The 19,626-nt window shown below is 42.1% G+C and carries 20 protein-coding genes; 8 read left to right on the top strand and 12 right to left on the bottom strand.

Annotated elements, in window-relative coordinates:
* Window position 1: 1 nt before the first annotated feature.
* Both X939_RS0102690 and X939_RS23560 read right to left on the bottom strand, forming a co-directional pair.
* A complete protein-coding gene (locus X939_RS0102690; protein WP_025761738.1) occupies window positions 2-274 on the bottom strand; it encodes a hypothetical protein in 273 nt (90 codons plus the stop codon).
* 176 nt (window positions 275-450) lie between these two features.
* Entirely contained in the window at window positions 451-615 is a 165-nt protein-coding gene (locus tag X939_RS23560; RefSeq protein WP_131694672.1) for a lmo0937 family membrane protein, read from the bottom strand.
* A gap of 292 nt (window positions 616-907) precedes the next feature.
* On the opposite strand from X939_RS23560, the gene X939_RS0102680 reads away from it, so the two are divergent.
* From X939_RS0102680 to pgi, 5 genes are all read left to right on the top strand, one after another.
* Window positions 908-2,155, top strand: a complete 1,248-nt coding sequence (locus tag X939_RS0102680; protein WP_044198225.1) for a sugar MFS transporter — start codon at window positions 908-910, stop codon at window positions 2,153-2,155.
* A gap of 77 nt (window positions 2,156-2,232) precedes the next feature.
* Entirely contained in the window at window positions 2,233-3,135 is a 903-nt protein-coding gene (locus X939_RS0102675) for an ROK family protein (protein ID WP_131694673.1), read from the top strand.
* A 24-nt stretch (window positions 3,136-3,159) separates the two neighbouring features.
* A complete protein-coding gene (locus X939_RS0102670; RefSeq protein WP_025761735.1) occupies window positions 3,160-3,969 on the top strand; it encodes an alpha/beta hydrolase in 810 nt (269 codons plus the stop codon).
* A gap of 74 nt (window positions 3,970-4,043) precedes the next feature.
* Window positions 4,044-4,883: a sugar phosphate isomerase/epimerase family protein gene (locus X939_RS0102665; RefSeq protein WP_025761734.1), complete on the top strand. Its 840-nt coding sequence runs from the start codon at window positions 4,044-4,046 to the stop codon at window positions 4,881-4,883.
* 111 nt (window positions 4,884-4,994) lie between these two features.
* Entirely contained in the window at window positions 4,995-6,644 is a 1,650-nt protein-coding gene (gene pgi / locus X939_RS0102660; RefSeq protein ID WP_025761733.1) for a glucose-6-phosphate isomerase, read from the top strand.
* Here pgi and X939_RS0102655 read toward each other — a convergent pair.
* Entirely contained in the window at window positions 6,623-6,994 is a 372-nt protein-coding gene (locus X939_RS0102655) for a VanZ family protein (RefSeq protein ID WP_025761732.1), read from the bottom strand. The genes pgi and X939_RS0102655 overlap by 22 nt on opposite strands.
* Window positions 6,995-7,100: 106 nt before the next feature.
* Here X939_RS0102655 and X939_RS0102650 point away from each other — a divergent pair, with 106 nt between their 5' ends.
* Window positions 7,101-7,748, top strand: a complete 648-nt coding sequence (locus X939_RS0102650) for a response regulator transcription factor (protein WP_025761731.1) — start codon at window positions 7,101-7,103, stop codon at window positions 7,746-7,748.
* Window positions 7,749-8,039: 291 nt separating this feature from the next.
* Here X939_RS0102650 and X939_RS0102645 read toward each other — a convergent pair whose 3' ends face one another.
* Entirely contained in the window at window positions 8,040-8,327 is a 288-nt protein-coding gene (locus X939_RS0102645) for a hypothetical protein (RefSeq protein WP_131694674.1), read from the bottom strand.
* A gap of 274 nt (window positions 8,328-8,601) precedes the next feature.
* On the opposite strand from X939_RS0102645, the gene X939_RS0102640 reads away from it, so the two are divergent.
* On the top strand, window positions 8,602-8,979 hold the full coding sequence (locus X939_RS0102640; RefSeq protein WP_025761729.1) for a DUF2958 domain-containing protein: 378 nt from the start codon (window positions 8,602-8,604) through the stop codon (window positions 8,977-8,979).
* A 19-nt stretch (window positions 8,980-8,998) separates the two neighbouring features.
* Here X939_RS0102640 and X939_RS0102635 read toward each other — a convergent pair whose 3' ends face one another.
* The 3 genes from X939_RS0102635 to X939_RS0102625 all read right to left on the bottom strand — a co-directional run bounded on the left by X939_RS0102635 (window position 8,999) and on the right by X939_RS0102625 (window position 10,875).
* Window positions 8,999-9,562 carry a Crp/Fnr family transcriptional regulator gene (locus X939_RS0102635; RefSeq protein ID WP_025761728.1) on the bottom strand — a complete coding sequence of 188 codons (564 nt, stop codon included), beginning with the start codon at window positions 9,560-9,562 and terminating at the stop codon, window positions 8,999-9,001.
* A gap of 255 nt (window positions 9,563-9,817) precedes the next feature.
* The gene (locus tag X939_RS0102630; RefSeq protein ID WP_025761727.1) at window positions 9,818-10,297 is read right to left on the bottom strand and encodes a Dps family protein; all 480 of its coding nucleotides are present in this window, start codon (window positions 10,295-10,297) and stop codon (window positions 9,818-9,820) included.
* Between the two features lie 89 nt (window positions 10,298-10,386).
* On the bottom strand, window positions 10,387-10,875 hold the full coding sequence (locus X939_RS0102625) for a TlpA family protein disulfide reductase (RefSeq protein WP_025761726.1): 489 nt from the start codon (window positions 10,873-10,875) through the stop codon (window positions 10,387-10,389).
* A gap of 195 nt (window positions 10,876-11,070) precedes the next feature.
* Between X939_RS0102625 and X939_RS0102620 the strand changes: the two genes are divergently transcribed.
* Window positions 11,071-12,408 carry an NAD(P)/FAD-dependent oxidoreductase gene (locus tag X939_RS0102620; RefSeq protein WP_025761725.1) on the top strand — a complete coding sequence of 446 codons (1,338 nt, stop codon included), beginning with the start codon at window positions 11,071-11,073 and terminating at the stop codon, window positions 12,406-12,408.
* Here the strand turns inward: X939_RS0102620 and X939_RS0102615 are convergent.
* The 5 genes from X939_RS0102615 to X939_RS0102595 are packed head-to-tail and all read right to left on the bottom strand — an operon-like array spanning window position 12,405 to window position 19,378.
* On the bottom strand, window positions 12,405-12,980 hold the full coding sequence (locus X939_RS0102615; protein WP_025761724.1) for a chemotaxis protein CheB: 576 nt from the start codon (window positions 12,978-12,980) through the stop codon (window positions 12,405-12,407). The genes X939_RS0102620 and X939_RS0102615 overlap by 4 nt on opposite strands.
* On the bottom strand, window positions 12,962-13,771 hold the full coding sequence (locus X939_RS0102610) for a CheR family methyltransferase (RefSeq protein WP_025761723.1): 810 nt from the start codon (window positions 13,769-13,771) through the stop codon (window positions 12,962-12,964). Before X939_RS0102610 ends, X939_RS0102615 begins: the two co-directional genes overlap by 19 nt.
* A gap of 2 nt (window positions 13,772-13,773) precedes the next feature.
* Window positions 13,774-14,142: a response regulator gene (locus X939_RS0102605; protein ID WP_025761722.1), complete on the bottom strand. Its 369-nt coding sequence runs from the start codon at window positions 14,140-14,142 to the stop codon at window positions 13,774-13,776.
* Between the two features lie 55 nt (window positions 14,143-14,197).
* On the bottom strand, window positions 14,198-17,794 hold the full coding sequence (locus X939_RS0102600; RefSeq protein ID WP_025761721.1) for a response regulator: 3,597 nt from the start codon (window positions 17,792-17,794) through the stop codon (window positions 14,198-14,200).
* Window positions 17,795-17,797: 3 nt separating this feature from the next.
* On the bottom strand, window positions 17,798-19,378 hold the full coding sequence (locus tag X939_RS0102595; protein ID WP_025761720.1) for a hybrid sensor histidine kinase/response regulator: 1,581 nt from the start codon (window positions 19,376-19,378) through the stop codon (window positions 17,798-17,800).
* Window positions 19,379-19,626 lie beyond the last annotated feature (248 nt).

The following is a 19,626-nucleotide window of genomic DNA, read 5'->3' as shown; positions in this document are numbered from 1 at the left end:
CCTAAACGGGTTGAATCTTTCTCCACAGCTCCATTTTTGTCCGGTAAATCTCCTCTTCGGAAGCAAACTGATGTACGGCTAGATCATCCATAGGTTTTCCTTCACTCAACGCTTTGTAACGCTGATAGGCAAATGGATCCAGCCAGATATCTGTTCCAGGTTCCTTAATGAAAACAAGATAGCCCCATCGCGATTCATTCTGATACACGTAAAGCCATACCGATATTTTTACGCTGGTATTATCTTTACGTTTCAGTATTTTTTCATGCGTCATAATAGCTAGAAGAACATGATTCTAGATTAAATGCCGATTCTTTAATATATCAGGCCACGGACAAAAGCTAAAGTCGAAATCAAATAATTGAGGTTCGCTTTACTTTTATCCGTGGCGCTGTAGTATTTTTAGAGGTCAAGGCAATCGGCTCTTCAAATAATATTGAAATAGGTTATCTAAACAACCCGATCCCCTCTAATTAATCTTAGAATTACCGCAACTACGGCAATTACCAATAGGATATGAATGATGTTGCCCATTCCAAAGCTGGCAAATCCGAAATAACCAATTAGCCATAGTATCACCAAAATAACGGCGACAGTATAAAGAAGATTTCCCATGATATATTATGTTTAGTATAAGTAAAATGTGATATTTTTGCCTTTTACAAAATGGGTGCCAGATCCATTTCGTGCTTTCTAAACAACCTATTTTCTATCTTTTTTACATTAAGATTAACCCTGAATGACCTCTAAATAATAGTTTATTGCTTTGCTAAAACGTTTTTTGTTGACACTTATCTTGAATAACGGTATTGGGAATTTTAAAACCACAACTGTAGCATAATTGACCCGAAACCGGGTATTAAATCAAATTTCACCATTTTTTTAACCGCAATTACAAACCATTTCCATGTTAGAAACTTCAAAACCTATTGTTGCTCCGGCTCGATTTACGGATCGGAAGTACCTTGTGACTTTAATATTCGTCACCTCTCTTTTTATGTTTTGGGGCATTGCTATCACCATGGGTGATGTCTTAAATAAGCATTTCCAATTGGTTTTGAGTTTATCGAAGACCCAATCTGCCTTTGTACAATTCGCCATATTTGGCGCTTATTTTGTGATGGGTATCCCTGCAGGCTTATTTATGAAGCGATTTGGTTATAAAAACGGGGTTCTTTTAGGTTTGTCCCTGTTTGCTACCGGGTCTTTTCTATTCGTTCCTGCGGCGGCCACGGCATCTTTTCCTTATTTTGGGGTAGCTTTATTCATATTGGGCTGCGGACTGTCTACATTGGAAACGGTGGCACATCCTTTCGTTGCGGCTTTAGGCGATCAGCGTACCAGTGACCAACGAATCAATTTTGCTCAGGCTTTTAATGCGTTAGGGGCTATTCTGGGACCAGCCATCGGATCATATTTTCTTTTGAGAACCAACGTTCCAGGGAGTACAGACCTTACTTCGGTGAAGGTTTTATATATCGCTATAGGTAGCGTAATTGCATTTATTGCCTTTTGTTTTGCTTTTGTCAAGGTTCCCGAACTTACCGACCCTCACCAGGAAGAGGCCTCAGAAGCCACGGAGGGTGTGGTAGCGTCGGGCTCCTGGAGATCCCTTTTTGCCCATCGTCATTTTCGCTGGGCTGTAATAGCTCAATTTTTCAATGTAGCTGCTCAAGGGGGCACATGGGCCTTCTTTATTAATTATGGCCATGAGAAGATGGGATTTTCAGATAACGTAGCGGGTAATTACATGGTGCTCTTCATGGGTCTCATGCTTATTGGTCGGTTTGTGGGGACTTTTTTGATGAAATTTATTGCTCCGCATAGCCTATTAGCCATTTTCGCAGTTTGCAATATTTTTGCCTGTATCCTAGTAGGCCAGGATCTTGGACTAGTATCCTTTATAGCTCTATTGAGTTTAAATTTCTTCTTTAGTATAATGTTCCCGACTATTTTTAGCCTGGGGCTTAAAAACCTGGGTAAAGACACCCAACAAGCTTCTTCATTTATCTCAATGGGCGTTGTAGGTGGAGCTGTCTTTCCTTTCCTGATGGGGGCAGTGGCCGATCATAACGTAGCCCATGCTTATTACCTTCCTATTATTTGCTATTTTATGATCTTTTTATTCGGCTTCAAATATTATAAAGCTAAGTAAAGATCCATTATTGACAGGAGGGGCTGAAGAGGCACTCGTAGATTTCGAATTTTTAAATAATTAATGTATTATAATATATTATGAAACTTTGGGGAATAGATTTGGGCGGAACCAAGATTGAGTGTGCCGTATTGGATTCGGAAAATAGTAATGCAGTCTTGGCTCGAATGAGAAGGCCTACCGAATCTGCTAAGGGCTATCAACATATACTCAATCAAATTGAGGGCCTCATCCATGATGTTGCCCAGGAAATAGGTGAGCGGCCTGCTCAAGTCGGTTTTGCCACTCCCGGTGTGTTAGAGCCTGGAAGTCAGTTAATGAAAAATTCCAATACGATATGCCTCAATGGAATGCCTCTAAGGAAGGATCTGGAGAGGGTCTTAGGCGTGCCTGTAAAGCTGGCCAATGATGCAAACTGTTTTGCCTTAGCCGAAACGCTTATGGGGGCCGGAACGGACTATCCTGAAGCAGAGGTAGTTTTTGGCGTTATCATGGGTACAGGCGTTGGAGGCGGTTTGGTTGTACATCGTAAAATTATAGGTGGGCACCATGGAATAGGAGGCGAGTGGGGGCATAATATTCTCGAAGCGGGAGGTCATCCTTGTTACTGTGGCAAATCTGGATGTGTGGAACAGGTAATATCGGGGCCCGCTTTGGAGCGATTTTATGAGGAGAAGTCTGGAGTGCGTCAGAATATGAAAGTCATAATGGAGCGTTATGTCGATGGTTCGGATCCTATTGCCAAGCTTACTGTAGAACGCCTTCTCGAATATTATGGTCGAGCCATTTCCACGCTGATCAATGTGCTGGATCCAGGGCTTATTATAATTGGTGGGGGGGTCGGAAATATAGATCTCCTGTATACCGAAGGGTATGAAAAAATTAAGGATTATATTTTTAATAATAAAGTAGTTCAAACTCCCATTTTGAAGCCTCTACTGGGCGACAGTGCCGGCGTTTTTGGCGCTGCATTATTATAGTAATGATCAAATCAAACCTTTCCTATGTCGCGTAATATTTTCCTGCTGTATTTTTGTCTTTGGGCTGGGTGGGTCCATGGCCAGAGTAAAATCGATTCAAATATCCCATATTACAGTAAAACAATCACGGGAGCTGATGCTTATATAGCTGAGCGTTGTGTGCTGGATATCTATGCACCTGAGGGTGCCAAGGCCCTACCAGTCCTTATTTGGTTTCATGGAGGAGGACTAGTTGGTGGAAACAAACATATTCCGGACGAACTTAAGACCAATAAATATATTGTAGTAGCTGCGAACTATCGGTTTTCACCCAATGTACGGCACCCAGCGTATATCGAAGATGCAGCAAGGGCCACCGCATGGGTATTCGAAAATATAGGAAAGTGGGGGGGAGATACAACCAAAATTATACTTACCGGTCACTCGGCAGGTGGATATTTGGCGAGTATGGTAGGTTTGGACAAGCATTATTTGTTAAAATATGGTATAGATGCCAACCGGCTTGCCGGTCTGGCCCCGCTGAGTGGCCATGCCATTACACATATGACCGTGCGTAAGGAAAGGGGAATTAAAGAGACACAGCCCATAATTGATGAATATGCTCCGGCTTTTCATGCGCGGGCCGATGCACCCCCGATGTTATTGATAACGGGGGATAGAGAAATGGAGATGCTTGGCCGCTATGAAGAAAATGCATATATGAGCAGGGTGATGAAACTTAATGGTCATATGCAGACCACACTCTATGAAATGGATGGTTATGGCCACGATATGCTCGTACCCGCCTATATACCTTTAAAACATTTTGTAGACCGGTTTACCCAGACGAAATAGCCCGGGTGTTCTAATGGTAGTGGGCAGAATTTTCGTCTTTATGATACGAACCATAATACTAATACTGTAGACTGATGAATCAAAGAAGAGATTTTGTAAAGAAAGGATTGGCAGGCTTGGCGCTTGGAGGACTTAGCTTATCTTCCGCTCAAGCTATGCCCAAAGTGGTCAAAAGTAAGGAAGATCCCTTTAGATTAGCCATTGCCGGGTATACATTTGTTCACTTCAAACTTGATGAAGCTTTGGAGATGATGCGTAAAACGGACGTGCATCATCTATGCATCAAAGATTTTCATCTTCCCATGAACAGTACAGATGAGGAGATAAAGGCATTTCATCAGAAGTTGAAAGAGTCGGACGTCAAAGGTTATGCGGTGGGACCTATTTATGCAAAAAGTAAGGAATCCGTCGATCAGGCATTCGATTACGCCAAACGTGTGGGCGTGGACCTTATAGTTGGAGTGCCAAACTTAGACCTGTTACCATATGTAGAATCGAAGGTGAAGGAGTATAATATTCGTTACGCCATTCACAACCATGGTCCTGATATCGATCTCTTTCCAAACGCAGAATCTATCCATAAAGAAATCAAGAATATGGATGCCAGAATGGGTATCTGTTTCGATATGGGGCATAATTTTAGAGACAAACAAGACTCTGTTGCCGATATGGGTAAATACCACAAACGAATTTTTGACATTCACCTTAAAAATGTCACTGCGGCCGAAAAGGCGGGGAAAACCTGTGAACTGGGGAGAGGCCTCATCGATATTCCTGCTTTTGTTGCAATGATGCGTAAAGTGAAGTATGATGGCGCTTGTAGCCTTGAGTATGAGAAAGATATGAAGGATCCGCTGGCGGGAATTGCCGAGTCAGTAGGGTATTTCCGGGGAGTTCTAGATGCATCTAAATAAGAAATATGGTGTTAAGTCAGTCAAAATTCTAATTTTGCAACAGTTTAGTGCCAATTTGTACTAAAATGTTTGTCCAGTAGACGATTTACCGACTTAACACCATTTATTATTATGCTAGAATCTGTCAATTTCGATAAGACCAATGCCTTTAAGAAATTAAAGTCGCATCATAAAACCATTTCAAAGACCACGATCAAAACTTTGTTTGAAGAAGATGCCGATCGTCAGCGTAAATTCTCCATCCGTTTAGGAGATATATTATTGGATTACTCCAAAAACAGAATTACGACGCGTACCCGTACTTATTTGGTTCAGCTTGCCGAGGAATGTGGGGTATCGAAGGCGATCGAACAGATGTTTTCTGGAGATACCATCAATGCCACGGAAGGGCGAGCGGTGCTACATACTGCGCTTCGCAACCGATCTAACACCCCCGTTATAGTGGATGGTATAGATGTGATGCCGGATGTCAACGCGGTATTAGACAAAATGAAAATGTTTTCGAACCGGGTAAGATCAGGAGCCTGGAAAGGCTTTAGCAACAAGGCGATCACCGATATTGTTAATATTGGCATAGGGGGGAGTGACCTTGGGCCAGTTATGGTGACCGAAGGGCTTAAAGCATACGCCAAAAAAGGTTTAAACGTCCATTATGTCTCCAATGTGGACGGTACTCATATCATAGAGACCATCAAAGAACTCGATCCAGAGACTACCTTGTTTATGATAGCCTCTAAGACTTTCACCACCCAAGAAACCATGGCCAATGCACATAGTGCGCGAAACTGGTTCTTGGAGCATGCCAAAGATGCTGAACACGTTAAAAAGCATTTTGTAGCCATATCCACGAATGCTTCAGAGGTTGAAAAATTTGGTATTGATACCCAGAATATGTTCGAATTTTGGGACTGGGTAGGTGGTCGGTACTCATTATGGTCGGCAATTGGCCTGTCTATCGCCTGTTCTATAGGCTTCCAGAATTTCGAATCTTTGCTTGCAGGTGCTCATGAAATGGACAACCACTTTCGTAATACCAAGCTGGAGAGGAATATACCCGTGATTTTGGCGCTATTAGGAATTTGGTACAATAATTTCTATGATGCTCAGTCTCAGGCAATTTTGCCTTATGACCAGTATTTACATCGATTTGCTGCTTACTTCCAGCAGGGCGATATGGAGAGTAACGGTAAATATATTGGTCGGGACGGTCAGCCTGTCAGCTATCAAACGGGCCCAATAATCTGGGGAGAGCCCGGCACCAACGGCCAGCATGCATTTTATCAACTGATTCATCAAGGTACCAAGCTAATACCCTGCGATTTTATTGCTCCGGCTGTCAGTCACAATCCGGTAGGAGACCATCATAAAATGCTTCTTTCCAATTTTTTTGCCCAAACCGAGGCTTTGATGAACGGCAAGTCTAGAGAAGAGGTAGAGGCTGAATTAATTAATGCCGGTAAAAGTAAGGAGGAGGTAGCTGCAATCGCACCTTTTAAAGTTTTCGAGGGGAATCGCCCTACCAATTCCATATTGGTTAAAAAGATAACACCCAAAGTTTTGGGTAGCTTAATTGCCATGTACGAGCATAAGATTTTCGTACAGGGCATAATTTGGAATATTTATAGCTTCGATCAGTGGGGAGTAGAACTAGGAAAACAGCTGGCCAACAAAATTTATCCTGAACTACAAAACGATTGGCCAGTGACAGAGCATGATAGCTCGACCAATGCCTTGATCAATCAGTATAAACGCTGGAGATAATGGTACATTATCTTTCGGTATATAAGAATTCCTAAGATGATCCCAGTGGAATCGGCCAATAAGTCCAGCCAGTCAAAGCTGCGGTTGAAGGGCAGAATCCACTGGGTAATTTCAATTGCTAAGCCAAAGAGCGTACCAATCCAAATGATATGTTTAGCAGGTATACCTCTGGCAATCAGCCATAATATAGTCCAAATCAAAAAGAAGCCGATATGAATGATTTTATCAGTACCAGGAAAGCTCGATTGAGGGATATTTTGCGCAGGCCAGTTACAAATAACAGTGATGAAAATTGTCCAGAGCCAGGCCATTGCTGGCTTGTGGAGGAATAGTGCGAGGAGATGTTTCATAAAATGGATTAATATCAAATTTATACAAAGTTAGAGGCGATTGACGAAATTTCCGATCATTTGCCAGGATAACCCTTAAGGATCTCTTTCACAACGTTATAAAACTATGAATACAAAAAAAGCACGAGTGATTCTTATAGATGATCATCAGATCGTGCTCGACAGCCTGTCTGTACTCCTATCCTCCTTCGATGACATCGATGTAGTATCCGTTTTTACCAATGGGCATCACGCACTGCGCTATTTGGAAGACAATGCCGTAGACCTCGTCATTACCGATATGCGCATGCCAGTTATTAATGGGATTGAGCTCTGTGCTTCCATTAAAGACAAACAACCGGAAACCCGCCTGATAATGCTCACGATGGTGGAAGATGCCAAGCAAATCCGATCGGCCATCAAAATGGGCGTTCACGGATATGTACTCAAAATGGCCGATGCTGATGAACTCATATTTGCCATCCGTACTGTATTGGAGGGGAAAAAGTATTTCAGCGACGAGGTGGTGATCGAGCTGGCGATATTTCAGGACGATAAATTAAGCAAACCAGGCGGGTATGCCAATCTGACCATCCGGGAGCTGGAAATATTACGGTTAGTTGCCAGGGAAATGTCCACCAATGAGATTGCTGAAAAGCTTTTTATCAGTGTCGCAACAGTGGAGACGCACCGACGTAATCTGATGCAAAAAATAGGAGCCAAGAGTGTTGTTGGGCTTGTTCTTTTTGCCGTGAAACATGAGCTGGTAGACTAGGTGATGGTGTTTCCTATGGGAAAACCACACCTTTCTGTGAAAATTCATGGTATTGAGGATGCCATATCATGGTTTACCATGATATTTTTAACAAATATATTTCGCAATTTCGCAGGTGAGTTAAAGATAATAGGCATTGTACACACTACTTGTAAACTTATGTCTTTATCTCGTAAACCCTCCTAAGCCCGCTCCTCTATCCGTATTATAAGATAGAAAAGCGGGCATTTTTTGAGACTAGGCTAAAGAACGAGCCCCACAGGTTGGTTGGCCTGGTCCATTTGTAAATTCTCAGATATCACAAGGTTCGGCCAGGAATTCCTCCAAGTCTTTTTTAGTGACACCGGAATAGTAGGTCGGACAGCTTTTAAAAAAATCACGGATGGCATCCTTATACTTTGCACATGTTGTATTGTTGGGAGTAGCTACAAAGTCAGTAAGTGCTTTATTAAGGCTTTCTGAGTTTTTCGCACAATTCATGGGATTTGGAGCCACACTACTTTTTTTGCAGTTGGTCATCAGGAACAATCCAATAGTTGCTAACAACGCAATAGGGGAGATAAGTTGGTTTTTCATCATATTCGTTTTTAATGTTAACCAAATTTACCCCTTCCCATAAGGTCGGACAAGCGTAATAATACCTAGCTGATTATACGGTAGCTTTTAATGAGTAATCGACAGAATATGCTGAATATCAGGGCGACTTCTCAGATAGGCACCCCTGACTTTGAAAGGGGATATGAGATAATCCCCTAATATTGGATGTTATGAATGGAGAAAATAGAAATATTTTTTTTCTTTGCAGCGGGTTTAAAATAGCAATCTTGCCTTTGGTAATTTTTACCTTTACAAAATGTCGCAAATGATTCCTGAAAATTTAAGGGAAATCATGATCCATAATGCCTCCGAAGTTCATAACGACCTAGGACGAGATCATGAACCCGTAGTAAAATTGTATTCCCAATATGGAAAGGCCATTTGGCTACTATCCGAACTGGATGAAAAGAATGAGATTGCCTATGGCCTTTGTGACCTTGGCAACGGAAAGCCTGAGTTGAGTTATGTTTCTATTGCTCATCTTGAATCTATTAAGCATGCTAGATTGAAGGTGCCTATGGTTGAAGTTGACAAGTCATTCAAAGGAGGTTACGCCATGAGTGTCTACCTTAAAGCTGCCTTAGTAAATAATAGGATCACAGAGGATGAGGCCCTTTTAAAAGCTGTTCAATAGTAATTATCAGGCCCTCACACTAAGGCCTGGCTGCCCGAATCCTGCTCAGGGTTTCCTGTGTAATGCCTAAATACGAAGCAATTTGGCCCAAAGGAGCCCGGAGTAGTATATCTGGAAAACTTTGAATCATAGAAAGGTAGCGATCCGGGGCAGACTGGAACTGTATGGAGTAGAGCTTATCGGAAAACATTTTTACGGAGTTTACTAAAGCCAGCCTTCCCAGTTTTTCCAGGGCTTTCGACTGGTCCAGATACTTTTCTAATTCTGGGTAGGGTATCGTTCGCATGGTGCAGTCCTCTATGGCATCTAAACCATATAATGAAGGTCTGTTATAAAAGATACTATCAATGGTTAGATAAAAGTTATTTTCAGAAAGAAAATGATGGGTTATTTCTTTTCCGTTTTTATAATAGTAGGTTCGGGCAAACCCCTTTTCAATAAAGAATACTTTCTTCGAAAAATTGTCAGGCTGCAGTATTTTATGGTTTTTGCAGAAAGATTCACTTTTGAAAGCCCGGTCTATTTCCTCCTCCATTTCTGGCGATAATACAATTTGCTGTCGGGCATAAGTAATCAATTCCATGTAAGGGCATTTATAATTTTATAGTAAGAATTAATTTGCCATCATCAATAGCTATACCGGTGGCGGCCGAATTTACGTATATATAAGCAGTAGGCAAGCTCAGTATCGATAAATGAATGTGGAAAAAAATCTACAGCCTATCCTGGTTTGTAGAAATTAGGGGACTTTGGGAAGGAGTGGTGCCCAGTTTATAAATGAAAAGCCGGGACTGAGTAGCCCCGGCTTTTCAATGAGTGTATTCTGAGCTTTGGTGGATTATTTTTTCCCAGCAAAGGAACGCAACATCCACGTGTTTTTTTCTTTGAATTGCATAAAACGATTAACCATATCGTTGGTCCCATCGTCGCCTGCTTCGTCGGAGGCTTCCAACAATCCTCGCTCCAACTCAATGAGCTTCGCCATATCGGAAAGTAAAGCATCGACCATATCCAGGTCCGACATGCCAATGGTGTCGATCTCCTCTATTTCCGATTCTTTAATGTAATCGGCGAAGCGACTGTGTGGCGGCTTCCCCAAGGTGAGCACCCTTTCAGCAATTTCATCTATAGTTAACTGCGCACTGGTGTAAAGCTCTTCGAATTTTACATGCAGGGTGAAGAAATTCTGACCTTTAATATTCCAGTGACACCCTCTAAGTTTTTGATAATGTATATGGTAAGTTGCTAAATATTGGTTTAGCAGATCTACAACAGGTTTTACTTCTTTTTCTTTCAGGCTTATTGCTTTAGCGTCCATATTTCATAATTAAGAGCGTATATAAAAATACCCTCGATGAATAAATTTAAACCAAATCTTCAAAAACCATTCCATCTTGAAGTTTATTCCTATATACTTTTAACTGTATTAAATATAGTCTGGTGTGGCTGTTCGCCTTCAAAAGTTCGGACAAGATTTCCGGCCTTGTCGTAAATAGCGATATAAGGAAACGATCTAATTTGATAATAACGCTGTACCTTATAGCTCGTACCTTCTGTCCCCACTTTAATGTTAGGATATTGTGTCAATTTATGTCTGGAAACGAATGGTCGGAGCATATTCATATCCTGAAAAGTTACCATTACCACTTGTTTATTCGCAAATATTTGATAGTTTTTCAGCATATCTTCCGTGAAGTCGACACAGTGGTCACAGTCAGGAGAGAAGTAGATAAGTACCACAGGCCCTTTGGCTAACTGAGAGGCTGTATAGGTCTGTCCGGTAGTAAGCTGAATCTGAAATGGGGCAATTTTATTCTTAGCCCCTGCAATCTGGGCATGAGCTATATTAATGAATAGGATACTAAGCGCAATATAAGACGCGATTCTTTTTATCATGGTTTTTCGTTTTTTGAAAGCAATATAAGTAACTTATCCGAAAAGGAACAGACCTGGTTTTGGTATTAACAGTTATTTACACCCGAGCATGGGGCTGGCTCCAGTGCCGAGGCATGGTAATTGAGGCTATACGGTAACAGAGCAGCATTATTCAAACTGCATTCTTAGGCAACGAATCTAATACATTTTACATACATGAGAATAGTAATCATTGGTGGCGGTTTCGCAGGAGTCAATCTGGCTCAAGCCTTATCCGGGCAAAAACATTTAGAAATTATATTAGTTGATAAAAATAATTATAACTTTTTTCCTCCCTTACTGTATCAGGTGGCGACGGGGTTTCTGGAACCTTCCAGTATTTCCTACCCTTTCCGTAAGTTGTTTCGGAAAAGTGGTAATATTTTTTTTAGAATGGGTGAGCTCCTTCGGATCCTTCCCGAAAGGAACGAAGTACTTCTTAGTAACGGGCTACTTAAGTATGATCACTTGGTCATTGCCACCGGAGCACAGTCCAATTTTTTTGGCATGGCTAATGTAGAAAAGAACGCTCTTCCCATGAAAACGGTAGATGATGCCATAGGTATGCGTAACCGGCTGTTACAACAAATGGAAAAGGCGAGTGTTTCCTCAGATCCAGAGGAGATTAAGAAAAGGCTTACTGTGGTGATTGCAGGAGGAGGCCCCACGGGAGTTGAGCTTTCCGGGGTTTTTGCCGAGTTACGCAATGGAATTTTGCGAAAAGAATATCCTGAACTCGTAGGAAAGGGCAGCGAAATATTTTTGGTCGATGGGGGAGAGGAACTCCTCTCCCCAATGAGTGTAGCCTCCCAACAAGACACCCTGCATGATTTAAAAGAGCTGGGGGTCAATATTTTACTAAAGACCAGAGTTCAAGATTTCAGGAATGATACGGTATTTTTAGCCGATGGGCGTACCATCCCCACCAAGACGTTAATCTGGGCGGCCGGAGTAACAGGAATCCGTTTTGATGGACTCCCTGAGGCTTGTTACGGGCGTGGAAATCGTTTACTAGTCAACGAATATAATCGGGTAACCGAAACCAATAATATACATGCAATAGGGGATGCTTGTCTTCAGCTCAGCGACCCTGATTATGCTTTTGGACATCCACAAGTAGCGCAGGTGGCCATCCAGCAAGGTAAGCAGCTCGCTTCTAATTTGGAGCGTTCATTTAAGCGGCTCGACCTTAAGCCTTTTAAGTATATCGACAAGGGTTCCATGGCCATTATTGGTAAGATGAAAGCGGTGGTGGATTTGCCGAAGCCTAAGATGCATTTAAATGGACTGGTAGCATGGTTGGCCTGGCTATTTATCCATTTGCTGGCACTGGTTTCCTATCGAAACAGAGTTAAGACCCTTTACAATTGGATGGTAGCCTATTTTACCAACGATCAATCGTTGCGAATGATTATCAAACCTCAGGTGACTCCGCGGGCTCCAGTAGAAGGGGAGAATCCGGAAAAGCCGGGAAACCCTGGTAATCGGGACCCTTCCACATCTACTTCCGGTTAGGATAATTGATTGAGGTACGAGCGGATCTGATCTATGTCGGCGACATAATCGTAATGATTTTTGTCTATAGCCACTTGAGGCATTACTGGCATTTGTGCCGAGTTAGGGTCTTGCACGATGGCCATTCCACCCGCTGCCCGGATGCGGGCAAGCCCTTCCGAGCCATCGTCATTGGCTCCTGATAATAGGATGCCAACCGTATCTTTTCCAAATACATGGGCTGCCGACTCGAAGGTGACATCTATACTGGGCCGGCTATAATGTATTTTTTCGTCGTCGTCCAAGCAGAAGGTAGCTCTGTCTTCGAGTAGTAGATGATAGTCTGACGGGGCCAGATAAATTTGACCAATCTGTAGCGCTTCTTTGTCTTCTACTTCGATAACCGGAGCCGTACATTTGGCATTGAGTAAATCCACCAAATGGGAATCGGAACCCCCTTTACGGTGCAAAACCAGAACCAGCGTATAGGGAAAACTAGGGCGCAACTCGGGCAGAACCTGAAACAGTACTGTTAAGCTTCCAGCTGATCCACCTATTACCACCAATTTCGGGGTTACTGGGTTTTTCTCCATATCTTTTCAGGCTGTATTTGTTGGTAGTAAGTAGCCAGTCCCGAAAATCGGATAGTCTCTTTGCTGCCTAAAGCAAGAAATCCTAGAGGGGAGAGGCTTTTGTCAAACAGGTCTAAAACGTGATCCTGCAGGTTCTTATTAAAATAAATCAAAACATTTCGGCATAGAATAAGGTCAAACTCATTGAATGAACTGTCTGAAACCAGGTTATGAGTGGAGGTGATAACCTTCTCTGTCAGTTTTTGATTCAGAATGGCTTGTCCATAATGGGCAGTGTAGTATTGGGAAAAATCTTTTGGCCCTCCAGAGGCAATATAATTTTCGGAGTACTTTTTCATCTGGTCAATAGGGACGAGGCCTCTTCGGACATTAGCCAGTACCTTAGCGTTCAGATCGGTGCCATAGATAAGAGATTTCTCCAGTAGACCGGCTTCCTGAAGCATGATGGCTACCGAAAAAATTTCTTCTCCTGTCGAGCAGCCAGCATGCCAGATCCTTATGAAAGGTTTTGAAGCCAGAGAAGGAATAACCTGCTCTCTAAGCGTCTTATAAAAATGCGGGTCACGGAACATTTCAGTGACATTGACAGTCAGCTCTTCAATAAAATGCTTCACATAAAGGTCGTCTGTAAGCAATTTATAGCGGAGCTCGGCAAAACTAGGAAACTTGTCCATGGCGAAGATACGCTGTACCCTTCGGTGTAATGACGACTTTGAGTAACCTATAAAATCATAGCCATACTGCCTGTAAATATCTTCTAATAAGGTTGTCAGTTCCGTATCGGTAATCATTATTATAAGTTGTTTAGCAACCCAAGCAATAAATCGATATCGATGGGTTTAGAAATATAGCCGTCAGCACCTGCCTCCAGGCATTTTTCTTTATCGCCCTTCATTGCCTGGGCCGTGACAGCGAAGATAGGAACTTCCCGTCGGTTACCGATTGATTTAATAAGAGGTATCGCCTCGTATCCATCCATATCAGGCATCATAATATCTATCAAAACTGCGTCGACCTCCTGATCGGTATGTAACAGGTCAATGGCTTCCCTTGCTCCGGAACAGGAGATACAATGATACGATTTTGATTTGAGCATGGCGGTCAGGGCAAATATGTTCCGCTCGTCATCATCGATGATTAATATTTTATTCTTTGGTTCCATAATTAAATACAAAACGCTTTTTTACATTATTATTTAGGAGATGAAATATTCAAAATCAGAAGGATTCAAAAAGCCATACCCGCAACAAGGAGATGAGCTGATCCACATCCACAGGTTTGGTAATATAGTCTGATGCCCCGGCGTTGATACATTTTTCACGATCGCCCATCATGGCTTTTGCCGTGACTGCAATGATAGGAAGCGTTCTCCACTTGGACTCACTGCGAATTCTTCGAGCGGTTTCATAACCGTCCATATTCGGCATCATCATGTCCAGAAGCACTACATTGATTTCCGGGTGTTGCTCAAGCTTTTTCATAGCCTCTTTACCATCCAGAGCGGTTATTACATTCATTTTGTACGTTTCCATCGACTTTGACAGAGAAAAAATATTTCGTACATCGTCGTCGGCTATTAGTACTGTTTTGCCTTCCAGCACCTCGGCCATTCCTCTTAAATTTCTGCCGAAAACCTTTGGTTTCGGTTCGGTTTTGTTCTCCTCCATAATATGAAGAAACAGGGAAACTTCATCTAACATTCGTTGGTAAGAATGAGCAGTTTTTACAATGATAGAGTCGGCATATTGTTTGATCCTATATTCTTCATTTATAGAAAGACTTTTGCCCGTAAAAATAATTATGGGTATATGTTCGTGTTCATATTGCTTTTTTAAGGCTTCCAGGGTTTCATAGGCTTTTTGGTCAGGAATGCCCATGTCTAAAATTACGCAATCCACTTCCTTAGATTGTAGGGCCGTCATTCCGTCATCAATATTTTGTTTCAATTCGGAATTGATATCAAAAGTTCCCAGATAATAGGCAAGTGCTTTTGCATGCTTTGGATTATCTTCGACTATCAGAACTTTTTTAGCTTTTTTACTGATTACGTATTCGATTTTCTCAAAAACTTCCTTCATATGATCTAATGCCCTGGGCTTATCTATAAAATCGATGGCCCCTTTCATCAGACTTTCATTTTTCATCCTATGTGATGACATAATATGAATGGGTATATGTCGGGTCAATACATTTTTCTTTAGCTGATCCATTATTTCCCAACCTGATATAATTGGAAGCTGTAAGTCCAGTATGATTCCCAAGGGCATAAAGGTGTTGGCCAGTTGTAGGCCTTCGTCGCCTCTGACAGCCACCACTCCTTTATAGCCTTTGCTACGAGTATAGTCCAATAAGGCCTTAGCGAAGTGTATATCATCTTCGATAATCAATATAACCCGGTCACCGAGTTTTACCTGAGATCTATCGTCGGGAATTGCTTCCGGAATAACAGTGCTTAGAAACTGGTTGGCAGGCGGGGACAAGGGCTCCGCCTTGGGCGCGTCGAGCAGTAAGGCTTGCTTAGGAGTTTCCAACTCTTTTACTGGCAATGTCAGGGTAAATTTACTACCCTTATTTACTTCGCTTTCCACCTTCAATTCTCCGTTAAGAAGCCTGATAAGTTCCTTACTAATGGATAGACCAAGACCTGTTCCCCCGTATTTTCTTTTGGTGGAGCCATCAGCCTGTTGAAAGGCCTCAAAGATCATGGTCTGCTTTTCCGGGGGGATTCCTATACCTGTGTCTTCTACAATAAATTGGAGGAGACCTGCGGTTTCTGAATTAGTTATCTTTAATATTACGGAACCCACTTTTGTAAACTTGACCGCATTGGATACCAAGTTTTTTATTATCTGATCCAATCTCATTCGATCCGTCTCAATGATTGGTTGAACAGATTGATCTACATCTACCCTGAATTCAATATCTTTTTCTTTGGCCAGGGGTAGAAATAGTGCCGTCCATTCCCTTGCTAAACTATTCAGGTCTGTCTCCCGGAAATCTAATTCCATTTTACCGGCTTCAATTTTGGAGAGATCCAGAATTTCATCTATCAATGCCAATAGTCCATTGCCAGAGGCATTGATAACCGATGCATACTCTACCTGGTCGGCTGATAGGTTTCGAGTGTCATTATCTCTCAACAGTCGGCTCAATAATAATATGGAATTGAGGGGGGTTCTCAGCTCATGCGACATATTGGCCAGAAATTCTGATTTATATCGGGTAGATAGCTCGAGTTCCTGGGCCTTTTTAAGTATCTCCTGGTTGCGCTCTTCCAATAGATTACTTCGTTCTTCAAGTTCTTCATTGGTTTGCTGAAGCTCTTCCTGTTGAACTCTTAATTCTTCTTCCGAAGCCTGAAGTTTCTGAGACTGCGCTTCCAGTTCCGCGTTAAGATTTTCAAGCTCCTGATGCTGGGCTTGAAGTTCTTCAGATTGTGCCTGAGTTTCTTCAAGGAAATTCTGCAATTTTAAATAATCCAATGCAGAATTAACTCCGATGGCTAGAACATCCTGATTACGTTCCAAAAATTCCTTTTTAATAGAATCAGGTTCATGAAGGCAGGCCAATTCTATTACCGCAATGGTTTCCCCTCCATACTGTAATGGGATCAGAATTATGGCAGTCGGATTAGAAGTGCCCAGAGCCGTATGAATCTGGAAATGCTCAGAAGGTACCTTTTCCAGAATCATTATCTTCCCCGATCGAATGGCTTGTCCGGCGATACCATCCTGTTCAGAAAGGGTAGGAGATATTTCACGTCCACCATAATGGGCATAAAGCTGAAATTGAACATCATATTCACGCACATACATAGCACCCACCTGAGCGTCTACATGCTTGACTAATGCTTGAAGCAATTTTTCCGAAAGCTGGGACAGGATACGTTCTCCACGCATAGCATCTCCCAGTTTTATGGCGCCTTCCTGTAGCCATGTCCTGTTCTTCAAATCATTGAACGTCGTTTGCAGGGAAGTGGTCATATCATTAAGGGCAGTAGAAATCCTACCCAGTTCATCATCGATGTCTTCTTTACTGCGCACCGAATAATCCCCTGCTTTGATCTGCCTGGTTATTTTTTCAAGATTTGAGATTCGTAACCTCGTCTTTCGATATACTTCCTCCGATTCCTGTTCCTTTTTTATACGGTTTCTGATGTCGCTTTGGATTCGTAAAAATGCCATTACGGTGATTAGGATTGAAATTAGAGCTGCCAGTACCAGAAAATAAGGGGTGAATTGTATGAACATTTTCTGGTCCTGCTCGCTGGCAGTAAGCTGACGATTTTCCTCCTGAACCACAGTTTGAACAATGACCCGAATGTCATCCATAATCTTCTTACCCAGAAGCATTTCTCTGTGAAGGTCCTCCCGGCTGGCCTGAGATAGATTATTATTCTTAACCAGGTTGATCACCCGCTCCATTTGAGCAAAACGGGCTTCATAACGCTCCTTCAATCCCATGAGCGTTTTTTGTTGAACAGGGCTGGCTCCGGTTAATTCATTTAACCGAATATAAGCTGCACTTACCTTGCTATAGCTCCCTTCGTAGGGCTGTAGGAATGATTCGTCCGTAGTTAATAAATAGCCTCGCTGCCCGGTTTCCGCATCTTTAAGAAATGAAATGATCGATTCTGCGGTCAATAGGACTTCCTGATTATGGCTAACGAGTTCAGAATTTTTGATCAGTTGTTTGGTGCTATAAAAGGAGGCTATTAAACTCGCCAGCAACAGCCCAATCGATAGTGTGAATACGATCTTGAGCTGGGGGATAATGTCCTTGTTCGAATTGCTCGATACAGTAGTCTGGGGCATATGCTATAAGATTGAGTGAGGTTGGTGCTGAATGGGTAGGATAATTATAAAACTAGTGCCTACATTTTCCTGACTTTGAGCTGTGATAATACCATCATGCTTATCGATAATTTTTTTTGCGATGGCCAAACCGATTCCAGTTCCTTCATAATCGGTGATATTATTGAGTCTTTGAAATATAATAAAGATGCGATCCAAGAATTTTTCGTTAAAGCCGATGCCATTATCTGAGATTGTAATCCGACAATAGGGGCCATGTTCATCCGCAGGGGCCTCAGCATTTTTCTCAGAGATTCTTGCAGCAGAAATACTTATCTGCGGAGCTACTCCGGGTCTGGAAAATTTAAGAGCGTTACTGATTAGATTTTGAAATACTTGCCTGATTTGACTAGGAATAGTCTCTACCTCTGGAATAGGATCTATAGACACCTTTGCCTGCTTGGCTTCGATAATCTCCTCATAATCCTGTATTAGCTCATGCAGCATATTATTCAGGTTCGTGGGCATAAAATGTGCGGCCACCGACAAACGGGAATAGTCTAGTAAGTCACTAATCAGAAGCGACATACGAGCAGAGGCTCCTATGGAACGATCCAGGTAGGTCGTAGCTTCCTGGTTCCCAGCCAGGTATCGATCTTTAATGAGATTGTTAAAGGTCTGAATCTTGCGTAAGGGTTCTTTTAAATCATGAGATACTACCCATGCAAATTGCTGAAGTTCATGATTGGTAGATTCCAGTTCCTTATTTTTAGTGACCAACTCCTCTGTACGTTTGGTAACCTGGCGTTCTAAAATTTCATGGGTCAACTTCTGCCTGTTAATATCTGTAAAGGTGCCCACCCAACGTCTGACTTCATTTTGCTGAGATATGGGAAGAATTTTTAAAAGAAAATATCGATAGTTCTTAGTTTCCTGGTCAAGCAGCCTTACCTCGCCCTGAAATTCTTTGCCGTCTTTATAATGTTGCTTCCACAACTCACAATTCGAGTCGTCTGGATGTGTTTCTGGAAAACTGTTTCGGTCTTTTGCATATTGTAACCAATGGCGGTTTGTATAATCAATTTCTCCCGCACTATTAATGGTAAACGCTAACTGAGGCAGCGACTCCAAGACAAGATGGAGTTGTTGCATTCGTAGCTGCAACTCGTTTTCGGCATTCTTCCTCACTTCGATTTCATTCTCCAGCTTGCCCTGTATTTCCCTTAGCGCACGATTTTGCTCAAATAACCTTTTGAAGGTGCGAACCTTCAACAATAAAATATCAATATCAACGGGTTTGGTCAGATAGTCGATGCCTCCGGAATCATAACCTTGAATGACGAATTTCTTCTCTGTATTAACCGCTGATAAGAAAATTATGGGAATATCCCTTGCTTTGCTAAAACCGGAAAGTGATTCCGCCACTTCAAAACCATCCATGCCGGGCATTTGCACGTCCATGATTATGACAGAATAACTGTTCTGCAAGATCTTCTTCAAAGCCTCCTCACCAGAAAGTGCCGAATCTGTCTGATAATGATGATTTTCTAAGATTTTTTTAATAGGTAGAATATTCTCCGGCCTATCATCGACAATTAGGATCATAAAAATTTAGTTCTTCAAATAGGCCTACTGGGAAATTCTCCAATCGGGTTGATCCGAGTATGGATGAAAATCGTCAGAAGCAGTAAGTTGAGTTAGCTAAAATTTACCTAAAAAATCGTACCTAAACAGCCTTCAGAGCTATTAGGCAAAGAAATTTATTTTTGGTTACTTGTGAAGATAGACGTATATGCCTGAAGGCCAGTGATATGGAAAGGGACTGCTGTCTTGGTCAGTATTATTGCCGATAG

Source organism: Dyadobacter tibetensis Y620-1, assembly GCF_000566685.1.
Classification (GTDB): domain Bacteria; phylum Bacteroidota; class Bacteroidia; order Cytophagales; family Spirosomataceae; genus Dyadobacter; species Dyadobacter tibetensis.
This window is presented reverse-complemented; position numbering and strand designations above follow the sequence as displayed.

Coding starts and splice junctions, on each gene's coding strand:
- pgi (WP_025761733.1), top strand. CDS start 4,995: ATGCTAGAATCTGTCAATTTCGATAAGACCAATGCCTTTAAGAAATTA.
- X939_RS0102655 (WP_025761732.1), bottom strand. CDS start 6,994: ATGAAACATCTCCTCGCACTATTCCTCCACAAGCCAGCAATGGCCTGG.
- X939_RS0102670 (WP_025761735.1), top strand. CDS start 3,160: ATGTCGCGTAATATTTTCCTGCTGTATTTTTGTCTTTGGGCTGGGTGG.
- X939_RS0102680 (WP_044198225.1), top strand. CDS start 908: ATGTTAGAAACTTCAAAACCTATTGTTGCTCCGGCTCGATTTACGGAT.
- X939_RS0102640 (WP_025761729.1), top strand. CDS start 8,602: ATGTCGCAAATGATTCCTGAAAATTTAAGGGAAATCATGATCCATAAT.
- X939_RS0102630 (WP_025761727.1), bottom strand. CDS start 10,297: ATGGACGCTAAAGCAATAAGCCTGAAAGAAAAAGAAGTAAAACCTGTT.
- X939_RS0102620 (WP_025761725.1), top strand. CDS start 11,071: ATGAGAATAGTAATCATTGGTGGCGGTTTCGCAGGAGTCAATCTGGCT.
- X939_RS0102690 (WP_025761738.1), bottom strand. CDS start 274: ATGACGCATGAAAAAATACTGAAACGTAAAGATAATACCAGCGTAAAA.
- X939_RS0102600 (WP_025761721.1), bottom strand. CDS start 17,794: ATGCCCCAGACTACTGTATCGAGCAATTCGAACAAGGACATTATCCCC.
- X939_RS0102610 (WP_025761723.1), bottom strand. CDS start 13,771: ATGATTACCGATACGGAACTGACAACCTTATTAGAAGATATTTACAGG.
- X939_RS23560 (WP_131694672.1), bottom strand. CDS start 615: ATGGGAAATCTTCTTTATACTGTCGCCGTTATTTTGGTGATACTATGG.
- X939_RS0102605 (WP_025761722.1), bottom strand. CDS start 14,142: ATGGAACCAAAGAATAAAATATTAATCATCGATGATGACGAGCGGAAC.
- X939_RS0102595 (WP_025761720.1), bottom strand. CDS start 19,378: ATGATCCTAATTGTCGATGATAGGCCGGAGAATATTCTACCTATTAAA.
- X939_RS0102650 (WP_025761731.1), top strand. CDS start 7,101: ATGAATACAAAAAAAGCACGAGTGATTCTTATAGATGATCATCAGATC.
- X939_RS0102615 (WP_025761724.1), bottom strand. CDS start 12,980: ATGGAGAAAAACCCAGTAACCCCGAAATTGGTGGTAATAGGTGGATCA.
- X939_RS0102635 (WP_025761728.1), bottom strand. CDS start 9,562: ATGGAATTGATTACTTATGCCCGACAGCAAATTGTATTATCGCCAGAA.
- X939_RS0102645 (WP_131694674.1), bottom strand. CDS start 8,327: ATGATGAAAAACCAACTTATCTCCCCTATTGCGTTGTTAGCAACTATT.
- X939_RS0102665 (WP_025761734.1), top strand. CDS start 4,044: ATGAATCAAAGAAGAGATTTTGTAAAGAAAGGATTGGCAGGCTTGGCG.
- X939_RS0102625 (WP_025761726.1), bottom strand. CDS start 10,875: ATGATAAAAAGAATCGCGTCTTATATTGCGCTTAGTATCCTATTCATT.